We start from the raw sequence: 18,963 nt of genomic DNA on the forward strand, positions 1-18,963 counted from the left end.
TATCCGAATTTGGATGGATTTACAAATATCTAGGCCGCGCATCATATCCAATTTCGGTAAAACTGTACTAGAGCCGCTGCAAGATCTACCTGCGAAGCCTGTTCCTGACACCAATATTCGGCGTGCAGGGTGACTTCCGACCAGTGTTGCAGCACATCAGACCAGCTTTGACCCATGTCCTGTCCGGCATTCCAGGCTCGCCAAACATCCCTCAGTGCCTGGGCAGCCGCAGGCGAGAGGCCCTGGAGATAGAGATCGAGGAACGCGTCGAGCTTGACCCAGTGTGCATCGTCATCTTGTTCATAGATGTGCCAGAGGAACGGTCGACCGGCCCATTGCGCACGAACAAACGAGTCTTCCCCGCGCACGGCGTTGAAATCGCAGCACCACAGGAGGCGGTCATAGTCCTCCTGTCGGACGAATGGCAGCACGTGGACCGTCAGCGAATCACGGACTTCCAAGGCTCCCGGCCGCAAATCCTCGACGCCCAGCCAACGCTGCAGGTCGCCCATAATTCGCCCTTCCGGCACCAACAAGTGGGTCGGTCGGCTATCGGCGGCCAATGCATCCAGCCAACTGGCGAGCCCGGCGTTTTCATAGGCGAACAGCGACATCAGGCGCGCGCCTTCGTCCGGAACCACGCCCAAGCCTCGTAAAAAGTTTCGCTGCAGGGCTTGGTCCTGCTGGAAAGCGTGGCGCTGATCGAGCAAGCCGGCTTCGCGTAACAAGCCCCCGGTCGCCTGACGAAACCCGGGAAAGAAGAAAATCTTGCGCAAGCCGTTGGATTGCGGTGATGGCAACGCATGGCAACCGGACACCCACTCCTCGGCGCTGAGGTAGTCCAGATTCAGCCACAGCGGCGGGCGCATGCGCTGAGGCATGGCGTCCCGATAAGCCTGTGGCAAACGGCAGGCAAACGACTCGATCACCACGTCCGCCGGTTCGGTCGGCTGCCAGTCTTTGGTCCAATGGCAGACGCTGACCCCCTCCTGCCACTGCTGCGCGGCATCCACCTGAGCCCCCGGACACAACCGCACAAAGGGCTGCAAATCATCCACCCACAAACGTACCGCGAAGGGGTACTCTGCCGCCAATTGCCGGGCCAGACGCCACGTAACCCCGATATCGCCGTAGTTATCGACAACGTTGCAAAAAATATCCCAGGAGACTTTCATGCCTGGTTCCCTAAAGAAGAAACGCTAAAGCTGCTGATTGTCTGTCATAACGGCCTGCAAGCTCCAGCTTCGGCCGTCTGTCGTGCGACAATCGTTGGCATCGATGGTCACACCAGGAATTTTCAATGCTCTCTCACCCCCTGAAATTGATTATTTGCATTGCCGTGGGCGTCTGGCTCGGTTTCATTGCTATCGCGGTGACGGTGGGACTGGCTTACACCACGACGCTCGCCAGCCAGGTCAGCGCATTGAACAGCGTTGTCAGCCAGTTCAAGGCTTCTATCCTCAGCTCACGTCCTCCGGCGCAACCGGCGTCGGAAAACCCGATGTTCGACAAGTACAAACAAAACCTGCAGGACAGCCAGGCCCAGCAAGCCCAGGAACAGAATCAGGCCGCTCAGGAAAAACGCCTCAGCGCGCCGAAATGCCAATTCTGGTTACAGCAGGATCAAACTGCGCCCAGTGAAAAAACCCGGGCCAATGTCAGTCAGTTTTGTGGTTAGGCCTGATGCAATCAATCCTGAATAAGCAGTCTGTACTCGAACTGATCATCGCCAGACTCGTCATTGATCTGGACGTTGCGCAACGTGCAGCCCAGACCGCCTACGAAACCGCGACCCACGAAGAAAATATCGCCGAGAACAAGTACGACACCCTTGGCCTGGAGGCGTCGTACCTGGCAGCGGGTCAAGCACGGCGCGTCGAGGAAATCCGTCAATCACTGGTGCTGTTCCAGAACCTGAGCCTGCGACCTTTCGACGAGCAACGCGGGATTCAAATCGGCGACCTGCTCAGCCTGGAGGCCGGCAACGGCAGCCAGCAGCAATTGTTCCTCGGGCCCGATGCCGCCGGCTTGAAGATCTACCTGGGCGACGTATTGATCACCGTCATCACGACCCGCGCACCGCTGGGGCAAAACCTGCTCGGCAAAGCGGAGGGGGATGTTGTAGAAATCACCATCAACGGCGCGCGCCAATCGTTCGAAGTCACTCAAGTGATGTGAGACCTATCCGTTTGCAGGGTTGATCCCCCCAACTTTTTCTGGGTAAGGTGCACTGTCGCTACATCACCAGTGGCCTGGACAGACATCCGGGAACAAGGACTCAATACGCAAGGAGATTTTTCATGACGAACGTCATCACTTTCCCTGACGCCCATGAACGTGATCGCCTCAAGTCCGATGACCATCCTGGGTTGTTATATCTGAGTAAGAAAGAGCGCCTACTGATCGAGGAGCTGCGACTGACCAGCCATGCGGGTCGGCAATATGTGTACGACTATGCGCACATCATGCAGGTGTCCAAGCCCCTGCACCCTGATTAAGGCCGACCGGCGGTATCGGCTCGCCGGACATATCGAGGCGACTGGCGTGCGGCTATAGTGGCGGCAAGGGCGTTATTGCCCGTCCGTTTACTTGAGCATCAGGAATTTTTCATGACTGCCGCCACGCCCGACGCCCCCGTTTCCGATCCCGTCGCACCGATTGCGCCGAAGAAAGCGCAGGTCGATCATCTGCGCTTCCACAAGCAGCATGCGCACCTGTCGACAACCTTCGGCAACGACAGCTTTGCCCTCAAGGCTGAAGCATTCGCACGCTTCTTCGGCACGCCAATGTTTCTTGGCGGGCAAACGTTGATCGTTGTGTTGTGGATCGGGGTCAACCTGAGTGGCTTCACCCAATTCGACGTCTATCCGTTCATCCTGCTCAACCTGGCATTCAGCCTGCAAGCGGCCTACGCCGCCCCCTTGATCCTGCTCGCCCAGACCCGTCAGGCCGCACGGGACAAAGCCCACGCCGATGCCGATGCGCAGCACCGGGAAGCACTGGCGTTAGCCAATGAGCAACGCATGGCAATGGCCGCACAGAGCTCTGCGCAAATGCTCCAACTGCTTGAGCAGAACACCCGCCTGACCGAAATGACCAAAGCCCTGACCGAGCGAGTCGAGACCCTGACCGTGGAAATGCACGGGCACTTCGTCAAAAAGAAAGTGGACCCTGTGTAGCGCACTATTGCGCAGCAAAATCGGGCTGGATTCCGCCCAGAGAATCCAGCCATTTTGCGACTGCTGCGCAGCCGATCGCAGACAAGTCAGCTCCTACCTGTCAAAAGCATTGCAACTTGTCTGCGAAGACCTTCAACGAGGCCTGTCACTGCCAGCCGAAGCGTCGGATGTAGAAGCCTTTCACCGCTTGGGTCAGGCCCATGTAAGCCAGCAGAATCACCGGCAGGAAGACGAAGTACAGCGACGGCAACGCTTGCAGTTTGAAGTAATGCGCCAACGGTCCCATCGGCAGGAAGATCCCCACAGCCATGATGACGAAGGTCATCACCATCAGCGGCATGGCCGCGCGGCTTTGCAGGAACGGGATCTTCGGCGTGCGGATCATGTGCACGATCAAGGTCTGGGTCAGCAGCCCGACGACAAACCAGCCCGACTGGAACAGGGTTTGATGGTCTGGGGTGTTGGCGTCGAACACGTACCACATCAAGGCAAAGGTGGTGATGTCGAAGATCGAGCTGATCGGGCCGAAGAACAGCATAAAGCGCCCGACATCCGCAGGCTGCCACCGCTGCGGCTGTTTGAGCATTTCCTCATCGACGTTATCGAAGGGGATGGCAATCTGCGAAATGTCGTACAGCAGGTTTTGCACCAGCAGATGCATGGGCAACATCGGCAGGAACGGGATAAACGCGCTGGCCACCAGCACCGAGAACACGTTACCGAAGTTGGAGCTGGCGGTCATTTTGATGTACTTGAGCATGTTGGCGAAGGTCCGACGGCCTTCCAGTACGCCCTCCTCCAGGACCATCAGGCTTTTTTCCAGGAGGATGATATCCGCCGCTTCCTTGGCGATGTCCACCGCGCTGTCGACTGAAATACCGATATCAGCCGTGCGCAACGCCGGGGCGTCATTGATGCCGTCGCCCATAAAACCGACCACGTGCCCGTTGGCTTTGAGCATGCGCACAATGCGTTCCTTGTGCGCAGGCGTGAGCTTGGCGAAGACATTGGTGGTCTCCACCGCGACGGCCAATTCAGCATCGCTCATGCCCTCGACATCCCCTCCGAGCAGCAGCCCTTGTTGCTCGAGGCCCACCTCACGGCAGATTTTCGCGGTCACCAGCTCGTTATCGCCGGTCAATACTTTTACTGCTACGCCATGGGCGGCCAACGCCTTGAGCGCCGGAGCGGTGCTTTCTTTGGGTGGATCGAGGAATGCCACATAACCGATCAATGTCAGCTCTTGTTCATCCGCCAGACTGTACGTGTCTCGACCCGGCGCCATCGAGCGAGCAGCCACCGCCACAACCCGCAGCCCCTCTTCGTTGAACGCCGCAGTCACCTGACGAATACGCGCCAGCAGTTCAGCGCTCAGCGCTTCATCCTCATCGCCATGGCGAACGCGCTTGCACACCGCCAGCACTTCCTCCACCGCGCCTTTGCAAATCAACACATGCGCCTGATCCTGCTCGGCCACCACCACCGACATGCGCCGGCGGGTGAAGTCGAAGGGGATTTCATCGACCTTCTGAAACGCGGTGGCGACTTTCAGCTCGCGGTGCACTTCAACGTGCTCCAGCACCGCCACGTCGAGCAGGTTTTTCAGGCCCGTCTGGTAATAGCTATTCAGATACGCCATTTCCAGAACGTCGTCCGACTCATCGCCCCAGACATCAACGTGGCGAGCCAGGAAAATCTTGTCCTGCGTCAGCGTGCCGGTTTTGTCCGTGCACAGCACGTCCATGGCGCCGAAATTCTGGATCGCGTCGAGGCGTTTGACGATGACCTTCTTGCGCGACAGGAACACCGCACCTTTGGCCAGGGTCGAGGTGACGATCATCGGCAACATTTCCGGGGTCAGCCCGACGGCGACGGACAGCGTGAAGAGCAGCGCCTGGGTCCAGTCGCCCTTGGTGAAACCGTTGATGAACAGCACCAGTGGCGCCATCACAAACATGAAGCGAATAAGCAGCCAGCTGACTTTGTTAACCCCGGTCTGAAACGAGGTCGGAGCACGGTCGGTAGCGCTGACCCGTTGAGCCAGCGCGCCAAAATAGGTGTTATTACCGGTGGTCAGAATCACCGCAGTGGCGGCACCGGACACCACGTTGGTGCCCATGAACAGAATATTTTCCAGGTCCAGCGGGTTGTGGGTGCCTGCATCCTGCTGACGGGCGTACTTCTCGACCGGCATGGATTCACCCGTCATCGCCGCTTGGCTGACGAACAGGTCCTTGGCGCTGAGCACCCGGCAATCGGCAGGGATCATGTCACCCGCCGACAACACAATCAGGTCACCGGGTACCAGTTGCTTGATTGGCAATTCGATCCGCGATGCTCCCTGGACCGCTGCTGCCGCACCATAGAACCTGGCGAACATCGGCGTCGCCTCTTTGCTGGTCCCCCGACGCATGACGGTCGCGGTGTTGCTCACCATCGCCTTGAGGGCATCGGCGGCCTTGTTCGACTTGGCTTCCTGCCAGAAACGCAGCAACGTCGAGAGCACCACCATCGAGAGAATCACGGTGGCAGCTTTCATGTCATCGGTCAGCCAGGAGATGACCGCCAGCAAGGTCAGCAGCAGGTTGAACGGGTTTTTATAGCAGTGCCACAGGTGAACCCACCATGGCAGCGGTTGCTCGTGCTCGACTTCGTTGAGGCCGTATTGCTCGCGCAGTACTTCAGCTTCGCTGTCGCTCAGACCTTCGTTGTGGCTGCCGAGCTTTTCCAGCAAAGCACCCACATCACTGTTGGCCCCCGCCACCAGGGTTTGTGCCAGGGTCGGCGGCACCTCGCGGCTGACCGGGGCATCGGTCAGGCTGTCCAGCAGTGCCAATCGACGGAAGTGCCGGGAGAAATGTCGAGTCCGCAGAAAGCCTGCGAAAAATTCTTTCAAAAGGGCGAGTTTCATCGCTATTCCCCTAACGGTTTACGGCAGGAACCTATTGGCAGGCTCGGCCGACCTTAAGCCCTGCTCGACTTGTCGGCAAGGCAGGTCTGGCCCGCATATCGAAAACGACACGCGCGTCCGCAGCACCGCGGTGATCGACTCGGGGCTGGTCGCGCCAAAACGCCCATATGAGCGCGATCCCCCCTGATACCGATCAGTCGATCAACGAATAAACCAACGCCGAAATCGCTACCAGACCGACCACGGTCACAAAAACGTTGGACGCCTTGCCAGCGTAACGACGCATCGCCGGGATTTTGTGGATGGCGTACATCGGCATCAGGAACAACAGCGCAGCAATGACCGGCCCGCCCAGGGTTTCGATCATGCCGAGGATGCTCGGATTCAAGGTCGCCACCAGCCAGCAGACCAGCAACATGAACGCCGCTGTCAGCCGATCCAGGGTGCGTGGCGCCGGACGATGCCCGGTTTTGACGACCAGGCCTTTAAGGCCTTCGCTGGCGCCGATGTAGTGACCCAGAAACGACTTGGTGATGGCGACAAAGGCAATCAGCGGCGCGACAAAAGCAATCGTCGGGTTGCTGAAGTGATTGGCCAGGTAGGACAGGATCGACAGGTTCTGCGCCTTGGCTTCGGCCAGCTGCAGCGGCGACAAGGTCAGCACGCAACTGAACACAAAGAACAGCACCATCACCACCATCAGCCCGTGGGCGCGCGCGAGAATCTGCGAACTGCGCACTTCGGCGTGGCGGCCGTACTGGCGTTTCTGGTCCACGGCGAAGGCCGAGATGATCGGCGAATGGTTGAACGAGAAGACCATCACCGGAATCGCCAGCCACAGGGTGTGCAGCAGCGCCGACGGTTCAGGCAGCGTGGTCGCGGTGGCCAGAATTCCGCCGTTCCAGTGCGGGATCAGAAACACCGCCAGGAACAGCAACGCAACGATGAAGGGGTAAACCATCAGACTCATTGCCTTGACGATTGCCTTCTCGCCACAGCGCACCACCGCGAGCAGCCCGACGATCAGCAAAAACGCCAGCAGCGCTCTGGGTGGCGGCTGCACATGCAGTTGATGCTCGAGAAAACTGCCCACGGTATTGGTCAACGCCACGCTGTAAATCAGCAGGATCGGGAACACCGCAAAGAAATACAGCAAGGTAATCAGCGCGCCAGCGGTCTTGCCGAAATGCTGCTCGACGACCTCGGTGATATCGGCACCTTCGCGTCCGGACAACACAAACCGGGTCAAGCCACGGTGGGCGTAGAACGTCATGGGGAACGCCAGCACCGCCAGAATCAACAGTGGCCAGAAGCCCCCGATACCGGCGTTGATCGGCAGAAACAACGTGCCCGCACCGATTGCGGTGCCAAACAGGCCCAGCATCCAAGTGGTGTCATGGTGGCTCCAAGAGGCAACGCCCGCTGGCACCGATTCAACGCGTTCATCGACGCTGGTGGCCTGGTCATTCATCCGTTCGACATCTCCGCTAGCCAGTCATTACTGCAAGGCCGGGGCGGATCACAACACTGTACAGTCAGCGCCCCCAACCTTAAGAGGGGCGCGATTGTCCGGGATTAGGCTTAAGAATCAAAGCCCTGCCTGAGGAACGGTCTTCAGCGCGTCAGTACAACAGTGCTCAACGATTCGCGAAAACCCCTTACATCCAGCCCAACCACTTCCAGTAGGTCGCGCCGAACACCAGCATCAGCAGGTACCCAATCAGCGTCACGACCAGGCCGACACGGGCAAATTGTTTGGCGGTGAAGGTTTCCGTGCCCAGGCACACCATGTTCTGCGGTGCATTGACCGGCAGGATGAAGCCATAGCTGACCGCAAAGCCCAGCAGCATGGTCATGCCCAGTCGATTGAAATCGCCGGGCAAGGTTTGCAGCACGGCAATCAGGATCGGCAACATGGCCGAGGTCAGCGCGGTCGCACTGGCGAACCCCAGGTGAATCAAAATCAGAAACGCCCCGAGGATTGCGAAGACGCCCAGCGGGCCTACTTGGTCCAGGCCGGTATGGCTGACCACCTGAGTGCCGAGCCATTGACCCGCGTGGGTGTTCAGGAGCGCCGTACCGAGGCTGATCCCCACCCCGAACACAATCACCGTGCCCCATGGAATCCGCGACTGCACGTCCTTCCAAGTCATGATCCCCCAGCGCGGCAGGAGCAAAATTACCAACCCTGCATAGGTCGTCGAGGTGGTGTCGAAGCTGTGCAGTTTGCCCTCGGTGGACCAAACCAGGAGCAGCAGTATCGAGACGGTCAACAGACGTTTCTGCGCGCCGGTCATGGGCCCGATATCGGCCAACGACTTGGCAACCGCCTCCTTGCCACCGGGAATGCTGTCGCTTTCAGGCGGGAGCATCTTCAGCACCAGAAACATCAGTACGCCAGACATGATGATTGCCCACGGAGCGCCGGCAATCAGCCAGTCGATCCAGGCCACGCGTTGGCCGAGCATCTTGTCCATGAACCCGGCTGTCAGCAGGTTCTGCGCGGCGGCGGTCTGAATCCCGACGTTCCAGATGCTGGTGCCCTGCGCCACGATGATCATGATCGCGGCGGCGATATTCGAGCGTTTATCCACACCGAATGCCGCGATGACCCCCATCATGATGGGTACGACACAGGCACTGCGCGCCGTCGCACTCGGGACCACAAGGCTCAGTAAAATCGTCACCACGATGGCACCGAGCATGATGCGTCGGGTGCTGGTGCCGATCCGCGACAGCGTGACCAGAGCAATGCGCCGATCCAGCCCGGTATGGGTCATGGCCGCCGCGATGAACAGCGCGCCCACGACCAGCGCCAGCGCAGAGTTGGAAAACCCGGTCAAGGCCATGGTAATCGCGGCAGAAGAGCCGTAAATCACCGAAGGGTCCTGAAGCGTCGGCGCCGTCCCCAGCAAAAACGCCATGAGCGAGGTAATCATGATCGCACTGGCTTCGTACGACACGGCCTCGGTAATCCAGACAACCACGGCGAACGCCAGAATCGCCAGCATCCGATGGCCTGCGACGGGCAAGTCGGTCGGCAACGGCAAGAGCAGCACGCCCACCATTACCAGCGCGGCGACCACCAACCCCACAGGAAATTTGATGCGGGCCGCAGGCTGCGCCGGCACGGTCTCGGGTGCGTTCATGTCCATCCCCCTGATCCTTCATGACCTGACTCAGACAGACATCCGCAACACCGCGAGCATCCAGCTACCGCGCGCAGAATAGCAGCACAGCCGCCGACAGGCCTTGACCCGAGTCAACGGGCCCGGACCTGAGCCCTGATCCATCAATGCAGGGGGCTACTCCGCCTGATTGCTCCGCAGTGGCACCCGCAGCTCGACGCGCAAACCATCCGGCTGACTGTCGAATGTCAGGGAGCAGGCGCAGCGCTGAACAATGGCCTGGACGATGGCCAGGCCCAGGCCGCTTCCAGGGCTTTTACCGTTGCGCCAGAAACGTTCGGTGAGGTGCTGCAGGTCCTCGCTCGCAATGCCAGGGCCGTGGTCGCGCACATGGAAGCAGGCGGTATGCACATCGGCCTCAAGGCTCAGCTCGACATGCGCATCGGCAGGCGTGTGGCGCAACGCGTTATCCAGCAGATTGCGCAACGCGGCAACGGCCAATACCGCGGGCATCTCCACCGCCGCGAGGGAGAGATTTTTCGGCATGTGCAGTTCGATGCGCGAACTATCGCCCGGGCTAGCGTCGTGGATGGCCAACCGCGCAACCTCTTCAGCACTGCACTGCACCCCATCATCAAACGACAGACTGCCCTCCACCCTGGCCAGTAACAGCAATTGCTCCAGGGTTCGGTGCAGACGGTCGGCCCCCTCTTCCGCGTGGGCCAATGAGCGATCCCGCACCGGACCTTCGGTCATGCGCGCCACTTGCAGGTGGGTTTTGATAGCGGTCAGCGGACTGCGCAGTTCATGGGCGGCATCGCCGGTCAGGCGGCGCTCGCGCTCAAGGGTCTGGGCGATGCGCTGGAACAATTGATTCTGGGTGTCCAGTAACGGCTGCAGCTCGCTGGGCAGATCGGGGACGTGCAACGGCTCGACGGAATCCGCACTGCGCCGCTTCAAGGCATCGCGCATTCGATTGAGCGGCGCCAAACCCTGACCAATGCCCAGCCACAGCAACGCCAGGCTACCGAACAAGGCCACCGCCACCGGCACCGACGCCGCGAGCAAGATGGAATGCTGGAGGGTGTCGCGTTCAGCCTGTCGATCCGCCGTGGTAATGCGCAGATCCCCCTGGGTCAGGGTGAAACTGCGCCAGTGTTCGTCATTGATCAATTGATCGTGAAAGCCGGACTGCTGGGCGTCGAGGGCCTGATCGGGGTCGGCATGACTGCGCACCAGCACCTCCCCCCGCAGCGAACTGACCTGGCACGCGAGCCCGCCGGGAATACCCAATTGCTCGGCACTCAGCGGCGTGCCGTCACTTTTGCCGGGGGTCGGCAACTGCTCGAGCAGACCGGCAACCATGTGCGCCGACGCGCCCAGACGCTGGTCGAGGGACAGCATCATCTGGCTGCGCAAATCGCAGAGCATCCAGGCCGCTGCCAGGGCCCAGATCAACACGAATACCGACCCGAGAATCAGGCTCAGGCGCACCCTTAAACTCATCATGGCGCCTCCGGCCCGGCGCTCTTGGCATCCGCAGGACCGAGTCGATAACCCAAGCCACGCACGGTTTCGACAATCGTGTGGCCCAGTTTTCGACGCAGGTGGTGAATGTGCACGTTGAGCGCATTGCTCTCCACGTCATCGCCGAAACCATAGACGCTGTCCTTCAGTTGCTCGCTGGACAACACCCGACCGCGGTTATGCAACAAGGCATGCAACAGCGCCTGCTCGCGACGGGAGAGGTCCACCGGCTGCCCGGCCAGCACGGTTTCGCGGCTGCTGGGGTCGTAGGTCAGGCAGCCGTGTTCGATCAGGTTCACCGAACGCCCCGCCACCCGACGGATCAGGGTGTGCAAGCGAGCGCTTAACTCGCGCAGATCGAAGGGTTTGAGCAGGTAATCGTCAGCCCCCGCCTGCAAACCGGCGACCCGATCAGTCACCGTGTCCCGCGCCGTGAGAATCAGCACGGGCAATTCAAGACCGTTCTGGCGCAGTTGGCGCAACAGCGTCAGGCCGTCTTCATCGGGCAAGCCGAGATCGAGAATCAACACATCGAACTGCGCCGCCAGCACCATCGCCCGCGCAGCCGCCGCCGTGGCGACATGGTCCACCGTCAGCCCTTGGGCATTAAGGCCCGCGACAATGCCGCTGGCGATCAAGTCATCGTCTTCGCAAAGCAATACGTGCATGGTGGACTCGGGAAAAAAAGCTATTAAAGCAGAACACGATTAACCCGCGATTAATGATCCCGTGTCCACCCACCCCTGCAGGAGACTCCGCGGCGTCGAAGACGGTGCCCACGCTCCGCCATTAACGCTCGCTTAATCGACATGCCGCATCCTTACCCCACCTGTCACTTCAAGGCTTTTTTGTTCATGCGGATTTTTTGGCTGTTTATCTTTTATCTGATACCCGCCCTGGCCCAGGCACTCCCGAGCACCGACCCTTTCGCTCAGGCGGACTTTCTGCCAGCGGACAAGGCGTTTACGTTCAGCTCCGAGCGCATGGCCTCGGGCGAGACGCGCCTGCACTGGCGCATCAGTGAAGGGTATTACCTGTATCAGCAGCGTCTGAAATTCGAGGGCCTGTCGCCAGACAACAGGCCCGTACTGCCTGAAGGCGAGCCGCACAGCGATGAGTATTTCGGCGCGCAGGCCGTGTATCGCAACACCTTGGACTTGATGATCCCCGTCGCTGCCAGCGGGCAAGTGAAGCTGAGCTGGCAAGGGTGTGCCGACGCCGGGCTGTGTTATCCACCGCAAAACAAAGTGCTCGATCTGGGCGGCAACAACAACATCAATTCAGGCATTTCTCAGGCGCCGGACCAAGCACTGGCAAGTAGCCTGCAGCAACGCGCACTCGGCTGGAGCCTGTTGATTTTCTTTGGCCTGGGCTTGCTACTGGCCTTTACCCCCTGCTCGTTACCGATGCTGCCGATTTTGGCCGGTGTGGTGGTCGGCAGTGGTGCGAGCCCCAAACGCGGGCTCGCCCTGGCCAGCAGTTATGTGCTGAGCATGGCGCTGATCTACGCAGGTCTCGGTGTACTGGCTGCGCTACTGGGCGCCAACCTGCAAGCGCTGTTGCAACAACCCTGGCTACTCGGCAGTTTCGCCGCGCTGTTTGTGATACTGGCGCTGCCGATGTTCGGCCTTTTCGAACTGCAACTGCCCGCCGTCCTGCGTGATCGGCTGGAAAGTGCCGGGCGCCAGCGTCAAGGCGGGAGTCTGGTGGGTGCCGGGGTGTTGGGTGCCTTGTCCGGGCTGATGGTCGGCCCTTGCATGACCGCACCGTTGGCCGGCGCGTTGCTCTACATCGCGCAAAGCGGCAATGCGCTGCACGGCGGCCTGGTGTTGTTTGCCATGGGCTTGGGCATCGGTGTGCCACTCTTGCTGCTGGTCACGATGGGCAATCGCTTCCTGCCGAAACCGGGCGCCTGGATGAACCTGCTCAAAGGCGTGTTTGGCTTTCTGTTCCTCGGTACCGCATTAATCATGGTACGACCGCTACTGGATGAGTCGCTGTGGGTCGGTATGTGCGGTGTTCTGCTATTGGTCGCAGCCTATGCCGCCGTGATGCAGGCCCGGCAACTCAAGCGCGCCGCGATCCTGTTCGGCCCCGGCGGACTGGTGATCGGACTCTGGGGAGCCTTGATGCTGATCGGCGCGGCAGGCGGCGCCGAAGATCCGTTGCGCCCATTACAGGTGTACAACGCCACGCCGGGGGCTACGGTGCAGAACGCCGTTGAACATAACGCGTTCACCACAGTCAATGAACCCGAAGCCCTTCAGCGCGAACTCAACGCTGCAAAGGCGCAAGGTCAATGGGTGTTCCTCGACTACTATGCCGACTGGTGCGTGTCCTGCAAGGTCATGGAGAAACAGGTGTTCGCAAAAGCCGAGGTGCTGGCCGCATTGAAAGAGGTCCGCCTGCTACGCCTGGACGTCACTGCCGACAATGCCGCCAGCCGCGAACTTCTCAGTCGCTATCAAGTACCGGGGCCGCCGAGCCTGCTGTGGATAAGTCCTACGGGCGAAGAACGGCGTGACCGACGCATCACCGGCGAGGTCGACGCTCAGCCCTTTCTGCAACACTGGCAAGCAACCCGGGAGCGTGGCTGATGTTGAGTTTCTCGATTGGCCCCTTCGCCCTCGCGATGAACCACGTGCTGCTGATCGCCGCTCTAGGGTTGGCAACCCTGGTCGGCTGGCGTGTCGCCAAGCGTGGCGGGGTCAATCCCGAGTCGGCGCTATTCAGCCTGTTCGTGCTCGGTCTACTCGTCGCTCGGCTGGGGTTTGTAATCGCTTACTGGCCACAGTTCCGCGAAGAACTCTGGCAGATCGTCGACATTCGCGACGGTGGTTTTCTGATCTGGCCCGGCGTGCTCGCAGTGATACTGGGCGGCCTTTGGCGCGGCTGGCGTCAGCACGCGTTGCGCCGACCGCTGGGGTTGGGCTTGAGCAGCGGCTTGCTGTTCTGGTTGCTGGCAACCATGGGCCTGAACATCTACCAGGAAAGCGCGCGCCTGCCTCAGATGACCTTGCGCAATGCCGCCGGAGAATCGGTGCAGTTGGCCGATTACACAGGCAAACCGTTGGTAATCAACCTGTGGGCAACGTGGTGCCCCCCGTGTCGCCGGGAAATGCCGGTGCTGCAAAAGGCGCAGGCAGAACGTGAGGACGTGGTCTTCCTGTTCGTTAACCAAGCCGAAAGCCAGCAGACCGTCACCGGTTTTATCGCCGACCAAGGCCTGCGTCTGCGTAACGTGTTGTTCGATGGCAGCGGCAAACTGGCGCAAAGCGTCGGCTCTATGGCCCTGCCCACCACCATTTTCTACACCGCCGATGGCCGCTTACGCGGCAGCCACCTCGGTGAATTGTCCAACGCCAGCCTGGCGCGTTACCTCGATAACGTCGACAGCGATGCATCCCCTTCACATTCAAGGACTACCCCATGACACTACCCCGTCACTTTTTAGCCGTCTCCATCAGTCTGCTCGCCCTGCAAAGCTCGCTGCTGCATGCCGAAACATGGCCCGAACCGATCCGGGCGATGGAAGCCAAGGGCGCGCGCATCGTCGGCAGTTTCGATGCCCCGGATGGCCTGCGCGGGTATGCCGCCGAGTATCAGAATCAAGGCATGGCGTTCTACCTGACAGCGGATGGCAAACATGTGCTGGCCGGCAATCTGTATGACGAAAAAGGCAAGGACTTGAGCAAGGCGCCGCTGGACAAGCTGGTGTATGCGCCGATGGCGAAAGAAGTCTGGAACAAGATGGAGAACAGCACCTGGATCGCCGACGGCAGCAAGACCGCACCCCGAGTGGTCTACCTATTCAGCGACCCGAATTGCCCCTACTGCAACATGTTCTGGGAACAGGCACGGCCGTGGGTCAAGGCCGGCAAAGTGCAGTTGCGGCACATCATGGTCGGTATCATCCGCGAAGACAGCGCCGCCAAATCCGCCACGCTCCTGGCCGACAAATCCCCCGAAGTCGCGCTGAACGCTCACGAAAGCGCTGGCAAAGGCAGCCCGCTCAAACCCCTGGCAACCATCCCGAAAGATATCCAGACCAAGCTCGACGCCAACCTGCAATTAATGACCGATCTGGGCCTGTCCGCCACCCCGGCCATCTTCTACCTCGACGACCAAGGCCACCTGCAACAGCAACAAGGCGCACCATCGCCCGAGACCTTGAACAAAATAATGGGCCCCAAATAAACCTGGCAGGATATAGAACTGACTTGCCTGCGAAAAAGCCGGGGTCGCGTCCGACCAGGAGCACCTTCATGCGATGGTGAACCCAGCTATTTTGCGACGGCTCCGCAGCCGATTCGCAGACAAGTCTGCTCCTACGGCCTAGCGGCCAGAGGCTGAGACAGTGTGGGCAATGCTTTTGATAGGTAGGAGCTGACCGGGACGCGTAGTTTTGTCTGCGAATAAGCCCGGCACGGGCTTCCAGCTAGCACGGCAGCGCGGGATTTTCCACAGAGGTCAGCGGCGTTTCAACGTCACCGACGGCAATTCACCAAATTGATTCTTGTAGTACTCGGCGAAGCGGCCCAGATGGAGGAAGCCGTAATCCAGAGCGATTTCGGTCAGGTTGCGCACGCCCTGGCTCGGGTCAGACAAACTGGCCTGAATGCGTTCGAGCTTTTTGCTGCGGATGTAGTTCATCGGGGTGGTGCCGGCATGGCGTTCGAACAGCGCATACAGCGAACGAATGCTCATGTGGCTCAACTGCGCGAGTGACTCGACGGTGATGTCTTGCTTGAGGTTCTGCGCAATGTACTGGGCCAGTCGTTCGAATGGCGCGGACTGCACGTCAAGCGTCTCACGGTTGACGTTGGTGCCCAGCAGCGAGAGCAGTTTGCTCGCAATGATCTGGGTGTAATGCTCACGAACCCGAGGCAACACCAAGTCCGTTTCCGCTTCCTGACAGACCAATCCCAACAGGCTCATAAAACCATCGAGTTCGGCCAGCTTATGGCGATTGGAGGCAAAACGAATGCCTTCGCTGGGCTTATGCCAGCGTAACTCGGCGCAGGTCAGGTCGAGCAAAGGCAGCGGCAACTTGAGAATGAATTTTTCGCAATCGGCGGAATACATCAGGTCCACCGGATCGTCCGGGTTAATCAACAGTAACTCGCCCGGCGCGAAGTAATGCTCCTGCCCATAGGATTTGGACAGGCACTGACCCCGCAGTAGAATTTGCAAGTGATAGATAGTTTCAAGCGCGGGAGACGTCACGTGAACACTGGCGCCATAACTGATACGGCACAGGTCGAGACTGGCGAACTTAGTGTGATTCAGACTGGCCTGCGGTCTTGATGTTGCAGGCAGCCGGATGCAGTGGGAACCGACATGCTGATTGACGTATTCCGACACCGCGTAAGGGTCGGCGCGCTCAAACACCATGCTCTTTTCGTTAAGCAGAAGGCTTTGCATACACCGCACACCCATCTTGTTTTTATAGTTGCTCACAATGCCCGGAAGACCCGGGCATTGGCACTATCAAGAGGGTACTGGAGATAGCGGGCAAACAACAGACGACTGTCCGATCACCGAACACTCTCTGCAATCAACTGATAGCCGGGCAACTGTCCAGTGAATGTTTGATGCGGCATGTTACGCATCCATGTGAAAATGACATACACCATCTCACGAGCCCTAATCGGGAGGCTCCAGCAATGCGCTACTCGGAAGACCATAAAGCCCAAACTCATCAACGGATCGTCAACGAAGCGTCTGCGCGCTTTCGGCGTGATGGCATCGGCGCAACAGGCCTGCAACCGCTGATGAAAGCCCTGGGCATGACCCATGGCGGCTTTTATGCTCACTTCAAATCCAAAGATGACCTGGTTGAACAATCACTGCGCAAAGCTGCCGACGATGTGACTGTTCGTTGCAACGGCCTGTTCGCAGAGGAAAACCCGCTGGCAGCTTTTATAGACAGTTATCTGTCGTCTGAGCATCGCGCATCGCCAGATACAGGCTGCCCGCTGCCGACCATGTCCGCCGAGCTGGGCCAACGCGGACAGGCCAGTCCGACGACCGATGAATGTATCCAGTCCCGGCTCAAATCCATCGAAAACACCCTTCCCGATCAAACCAATGCCAGCGAACAAAGCATCGTCATGCTCTCGACCTTGGTCGGTGCATTGCTACTGTCGCGTAGCGCAAATGACCCCGCGCTATCCGATCGAATCCTCGACACCACGCGTGAGTGGCTTAAGCAGCAAGCCACCGCATGACTATTCACTTACACCCACTCAATCATGCCAACGCCGAAACAGTACGCTCGCATTGACCCCGCCAAACCCAAAACCGTTGGACAAGGCATATTCAATGGCCATCGGTCGTGCCGCGCCATGGACAATATCCAGGCCCTGCGCCGCTTCATCGGGATTGTCGAAATTAAGGGTGGCTGGCGCAATTTGATCGCGAATCGCCAATGCCGTAAAAATCGCCTCGATCCCGCCTGCCGCGCCGAGTAAATGCCCGGTGGCTGACTTGGTCGACGTCACTGCAATCGACGCCTGATCACCAAACACCGCCTTGATCGCCGCCATCTCACCCATGTCACCCACCGGCGTGGACGTGGCGTGCGCATTGAGATGCTGGATCTCAGAAGGTTGAATCCCCGCCTGACGAATCGCCGCCTGCATCGAGCGCCGAGCCCCGCTGCCATCTTCCGGCCCGGCGGTCAGGTGATAGGCATCAGCCGTGGTGCCATACCCCACCAACTCGACAATCGGCTTGGCCCCCCGCGCCAACGCATGTTCCAGCGACTCAATCACCAAAATCCCTGCGCCCTCACCCATCACAAACCCATCGCGATCACGATCAAACGGACGCGACGCACGCTCCGGCGTGTCATTGAACGCACTGGACAGCGCCCGTGCCGCTGCAAATCCGCCAAGGCTCACGCGATCAATCGCCGCCTCAGCACCGCCACAGACCGCTATATCCGCCTCACCGCAACGAATCATCCGCGCTGCATCGCCAATCGCCTGAACACCCGCCGCGCACGCAGTCACGGGTGCGCCCAACGGCCCCTTGAAACCATGCTGGATCGAAACATTGCCCGCCGCGAGATTGACCAGAAACGAAGGGATCGTGAACGGCGACAAACGGCGCGGGCCACGGCTGTCCGTGATCCTCACCGCCTCTGCAATTGCACTGAACCCCCCCACGCCAGAACCAATGATGGTGGCCGTGCGCTCCTGAGCTTCTTCGCTGTCAGCAACCCAACCCGCCTGAGCCACCGCCTCCTTGGCCGCCGCCAGCGCGTACAGAATGAAGCGGTCCATCTTCTTCTGCTCTTTAGGAGGCGCAGCAGCGTCCACATCGAACCCAGCCTCGGCGTCATCGGCAATTAACGGCACAACCCCACCGACCTTGCCCGGCAAATCGGCCACCACCTCTTCCGGTAACCGAATCACCCCGGAGCGGCCCGCCAACAAGCGTTGCCACACCACCTCCACGCCACAGCCCAAAGGTGACACCAGGCCCATGCCCGTCACTACAACTCGGCGTTCGCTCATGCAATAACCCTCAACGTTGAAATAGAAGCTCAAGCAACCGGAGCTTCGTAACGAGCCGCAGCATTGAGCTGAATCATACGATCCAAATCGCGCGCAACTAACAACAAATCGTAGCCGCGTTTGGCGAAACGGTCGGCATAAGTGTCGATTGTTTAATAGGACTGTCGCACAGCCAACCGGGGCGCGCTCAACTCGGACGACCTTCATCCGATGGTGAATCCAGCCATTCTGCGATTGTTTAATAGGAGGCCGCGCCTTGTCGCACAGCAAACACAACCTCGATTCTGCCCCGCGGGCGTAGGAGCTGACTTGTCTGCGATAAGGGCGGCACGACCTTCATGCGGTGGTGAACCCAGCCATTCTGCGACTGCTATACAGTCGGACGCGACCCCGGGTCGATTCGCAGACAAGTCAGCTCCTACGAATAATCTTATATTTCATATGGTTATCGATTGTTTGATAGGAGGCCTCGTGTTGTCGCACAGCAAACACAACCTCGATTCTACCCGGCGGGCGTAGGAGCTGACTTGTCTGCGAATAAGGTCGGAACGACCTTCATGCGGTGGTGAACCCAACCATTCTGCGACTGCTACAGTCGGACGCGACCCCGGGTCGATTCGCAGACAAGTCAGCTCCTACAGATAATTCTCTATTTCAAATGGTTATCGATTGTTTGATAGGAGGCCTCGTGTTGT

At 59.5% G+C, this 18,963-nt stretch carries 16 protein-coding genes; 8 read left to right on the forward strand and 8 right to left on the reverse strand.

All coding sequences use genetic code 11. The annotated features are described in order from the left end of the window. Positions 1–41: 41 nt before the first annotated feature. Complete coding sequence (earP, locus tag RGU44_RS13000) at positions 42–1,175, reverse strand: elongation factor P maturation arginine rhamnosyltransferase EarP (protein WP_322180922.1); 1,134 nt, start codon at positions 1,173–1,175, stop codon at positions 42–44. 125 nt (positions 1,176–1,300) lie between these two features. Here earP and RGU44_RS13005 point away from each other — a divergent pair, with 125 nt between their 5' ends. The 4 genes from RGU44_RS13005 to RGU44_RS13020 all read left to right on the forward strand — a co-directional run bounded on the left by RGU44_RS13005 (position 1,301) and on the right by RGU44_RS13020 (position 3,179). After that, a complete protein-coding gene (locus tag RGU44_RS13005) occupies positions 1,301–1,678 on the forward strand; it encodes a hypothetical protein (RefSeq protein WP_322180924.1) in 378 nt (125 codons plus the stop codon). A gap of 17 nt (positions 1,679–1,695) precedes the next feature. Continuing rightward, positions 1,696–2,178, forward strand: a complete 483-nt coding sequence (locus RGU44_RS13010) for a GreA/GreB family elongation factor (RefSeq protein ID WP_322182794.1) — start codon at positions 1,696–1,698, stop codon at positions 2,176–2,178. A gap of 122 nt (positions 2,179–2,300) precedes the next feature. After that, positions 2,301–2,498, forward strand: a complete 198-nt coding sequence (locus RGU44_RS13015) for a hypothetical protein (protein ID WP_219061673.1) — start codon at positions 2,301–2,303, stop codon at positions 2,496–2,498. 111 nt (positions 2,499–2,609) lie between these two features. After that, a complete protein-coding gene (locus RGU44_RS13020; protein WP_322180927.1) occupies positions 2,610–3,179 on the forward strand; it encodes a DUF1003 domain-containing protein in 570 nt (189 codons plus the stop codon). Positions 3,180–3,324: 145 nt separating this feature from the next. Here the strand turns inward: RGU44_RS13020 and mgtA are convergent, their stop codons facing one another. The 5 genes from mgtA to RGU44_RS13045 form a co-directional block, all read right to left on the reverse strand. After that, positions 3,325–6,090 carry a magnesium-translocating P-type ATPase gene (gene mgtA / locus RGU44_RS13025; protein ID WP_322180929.1) on the reverse strand — a complete coding sequence of 922 codons (2,766 nt, stop codon included), beginning with the start codon at positions 6,088–6,090 and terminating at the stop codon, positions 3,325–3,327. 193 nt (positions 6,091–6,283) lie between these two features. Continuing rightward, positions 6,284–7,561: a serine/threonine transporter gene (locus RGU44_RS13030; protein WP_322180931.1), complete on the reverse strand. Its 1,278-nt coding sequence runs from the start codon at positions 7,559–7,561 to the stop codon at positions 6,284–6,286. 187 nt (positions 7,562–7,748) lie between these two features. Beyond that, positions 7,749–9,239, reverse strand: coding sequence for a DASS family sodium-coupled anion symporter (locus RGU44_RS13035; RefSeq protein WP_322217431.1), 1,491 nt, complete (start codon positions 9,237–9,239; stop codon positions 7,749–7,751). A 156-nt stretch (positions 9,240–9,395) separates the two neighbouring features. Then, positions 9,396–10,727 carry an ATP-binding protein gene (locus tag RGU44_RS13040; RefSeq protein WP_322180935.1) on the reverse strand — a complete coding sequence of 444 codons (1,332 nt, stop codon included), beginning with the start codon at positions 10,725–10,727 and terminating at the stop codon, positions 9,396–9,398. Then, positions 10,724–11,413: a response regulator gene (locus RGU44_RS13045; protein ID WP_322180937.1), complete on the reverse strand. Its 690-nt coding sequence runs from the start codon at positions 11,411–11,413 to the stop codon at positions 10,724–10,726. Before RGU44_RS13045 ends, RGU44_RS13040 begins: the two co-directional genes overlap by 4 nt. A gap of 186 nt (positions 11,414–11,599) precedes the next feature. Between RGU44_RS13045 and dsbD the strand changes: the two genes are divergently transcribed. The 3 genes from dsbD to dsbG are packed head-to-tail and all read left to right on the forward strand — an operon-like array spanning position 11,600 to position 14,942. Then, positions 11,600–13,342 carry a protein-disulfide reductase DsbD gene (gene dsbD / locus RGU44_RS13050; protein WP_322217433.1) on the forward strand — a complete coding sequence of 581 codons (1,743 nt, stop codon included), beginning with the start codon at positions 11,600–11,602 and terminating at the stop codon, positions 13,340–13,342. After that, positions 13,342–14,178, forward strand: a complete 837-nt coding sequence (locus RGU44_RS13055) for a prolipoprotein diacylglyceryl transferase family protein (protein ID WP_322217435.1) — start codon at positions 13,342–13,344, stop codon at positions 14,176–14,178. Before dsbD ends, RGU44_RS13055 begins: the two co-directional genes overlap by 1 nt. Beyond that, positions 14,175–14,942 (forward strand): thiol:disulfide interchange protein DsbG, encoded by a 768-nt coding sequence (gene dsbG, locus RGU44_RS13060; protein WP_322180946.1) that lies wholly within the window; start codon positions 14,175–14,177, stop codon positions 14,940–14,942. The genes RGU44_RS13055 and dsbG overlap by 4 nt, the downstream gene beginning before the upstream one ends. A gap of 273 nt (positions 14,943–15,215) precedes the next feature. Here the strand turns inward: dsbG and RGU44_RS13065 are convergent, their stop codons facing one another. Beyond that, positions 15,216–16,169 carry an AraC family transcriptional regulator gene (locus RGU44_RS13065; RefSeq protein ID WP_322217438.1) on the reverse strand — a complete coding sequence of 318 codons (954 nt, stop codon included), beginning with the start codon at positions 16,167–16,169 and terminating at the stop codon, positions 15,216–15,218. Between the two features lie 242 nt (positions 16,170–16,411). Here RGU44_RS13065 and RGU44_RS13070 point away from each other — a divergent pair, with 242 nt between their 5' ends. Then, positions 16,412–16,975, forward strand: a complete 564-nt coding sequence (locus RGU44_RS13070; RefSeq protein ID WP_322180950.1) for a TetR/AcrR family transcriptional regulator — start codon at positions 16,412–16,414, stop codon at positions 16,973–16,975. Positions 16,976–16,993: 18 nt separating this feature from the next. Here the strand turns inward: RGU44_RS13070 and fabF are convergent, their stop codons facing one another. Continuing rightward, entirely contained in the window at positions 16,994–18,268 is a 1,275-nt protein-coding gene (fabF, locus tag RGU44_RS13075; protein ID WP_322217441.1) for a beta-ketoacyl-ACP synthase II, read from the reverse strand. Positions 18,269–18,963: the final 695 nt, after the last annotated feature.

The sequence above is a fragment of the Pseudomonas sp. 5C2 genome, from assembly GCF_034314155.1.
Lineage (GTDB): Bacteria > Pseudomonadota > Gammaproteobacteria > Pseudomonadales > Pseudomonadaceae > Aquipseudomonas.

Bases quoted from the DNA above. Each gene is read 5' to 3' on its own strand.
- earP (WP_322180922.1), bottom strand. From the start codon at position 1,175: ATGAAAGTCTCCTGGGATATTTTTTGCAACGTTGTCGATAACTACGGC.
- RGU44_RS13055 (WP_322217435.1), top strand. From the start codon at position 13,342: ATGTTGAGTTTCTCGATTGGCCCCTTCGCCCTCGCGATGAACCACGTG.
- RGU44_RS13065 (WP_322217438.1), bottom strand. From the start codon at position 16,169: ATGCAAAGCCTTCTGCTTAACGAAAAGAGCATGGTGTTTGAGCGCGCC.
- RGU44_RS13035 (WP_322217431.1), bottom strand. From the start codon at position 9,239: ATGAACGCACCCGAGACCGTGCCGGCGCAGCCTGCGGCCCGCATCAAA.
- RGU44_RS13045 (WP_322180937.1), bottom strand. From the start codon at position 11,413: ATGCACGTATTGCTTTGCGAAGACGATGACTTGATCGCCAGCGGCATT.
- RGU44_RS13040 (WP_322180935.1), bottom strand. From the start codon at position 10,727: ATGATGAGTTTAAGGGTGCGCCTGAGCCTGATTCTCGGGTCGGTATTC.
- dsbG (WP_322180946.1), top strand. From the start codon at position 14,175: ATGACACTACCCCGTCACTTTTTAGCCGTCTCCATCAGTCTGCTCGCC.
- RGU44_RS13005 (WP_322180924.1), top strand. From the start codon at position 1,301: ATGCTCTCTCACCCCCTGAAATTGATTATTTGCATTGCCGTGGGCGTC.
- RGU44_RS13070 (WP_322180950.1), top strand. From the start codon at position 16,412: ATGCGCTACTCGGAAGACCATAAAGCCCAAACTCATCAACGGATCGTC.
- RGU44_RS13015 (WP_219061673.1), top strand. From the start codon at position 2,301: ATGACGAACGTCATCACTTTCCCTGACGCCCATGAACGTGATCGCCTC.
- RGU44_RS13030 (WP_322180931.1), bottom strand. From the start codon at position 7,561: ATGAATGACCAGGCCACCAGCGTCGATGAACGCGTTGAATCGGTGCCA.
- RGU44_RS13020 (WP_322180927.1), top strand. From the start codon at position 2,610: ATGACTGCCGCCACGCCCGACGCCCCCGTTTCCGATCCCGTCGCACCG.
- dsbD (WP_322217433.1), top strand. From the start codon at position 11,600: ATGCGGATTTTTTGGCTGTTTATCTTTTATCTGATACCCGCCCTGGCC.
- mgtA (WP_322180929.1), bottom strand. From the start codon at position 6,090: ATGAAACTCGCCCTTTTGAAAGAATTTTTCGCAGGCTTTCTGCGGACT.
- fabF (WP_322217441.1), bottom strand. From the start codon at position 18,268: ATGAGCGAACGCCGAGTTGTAGTGACGGGCATGGGCCTGGTGTCACCT.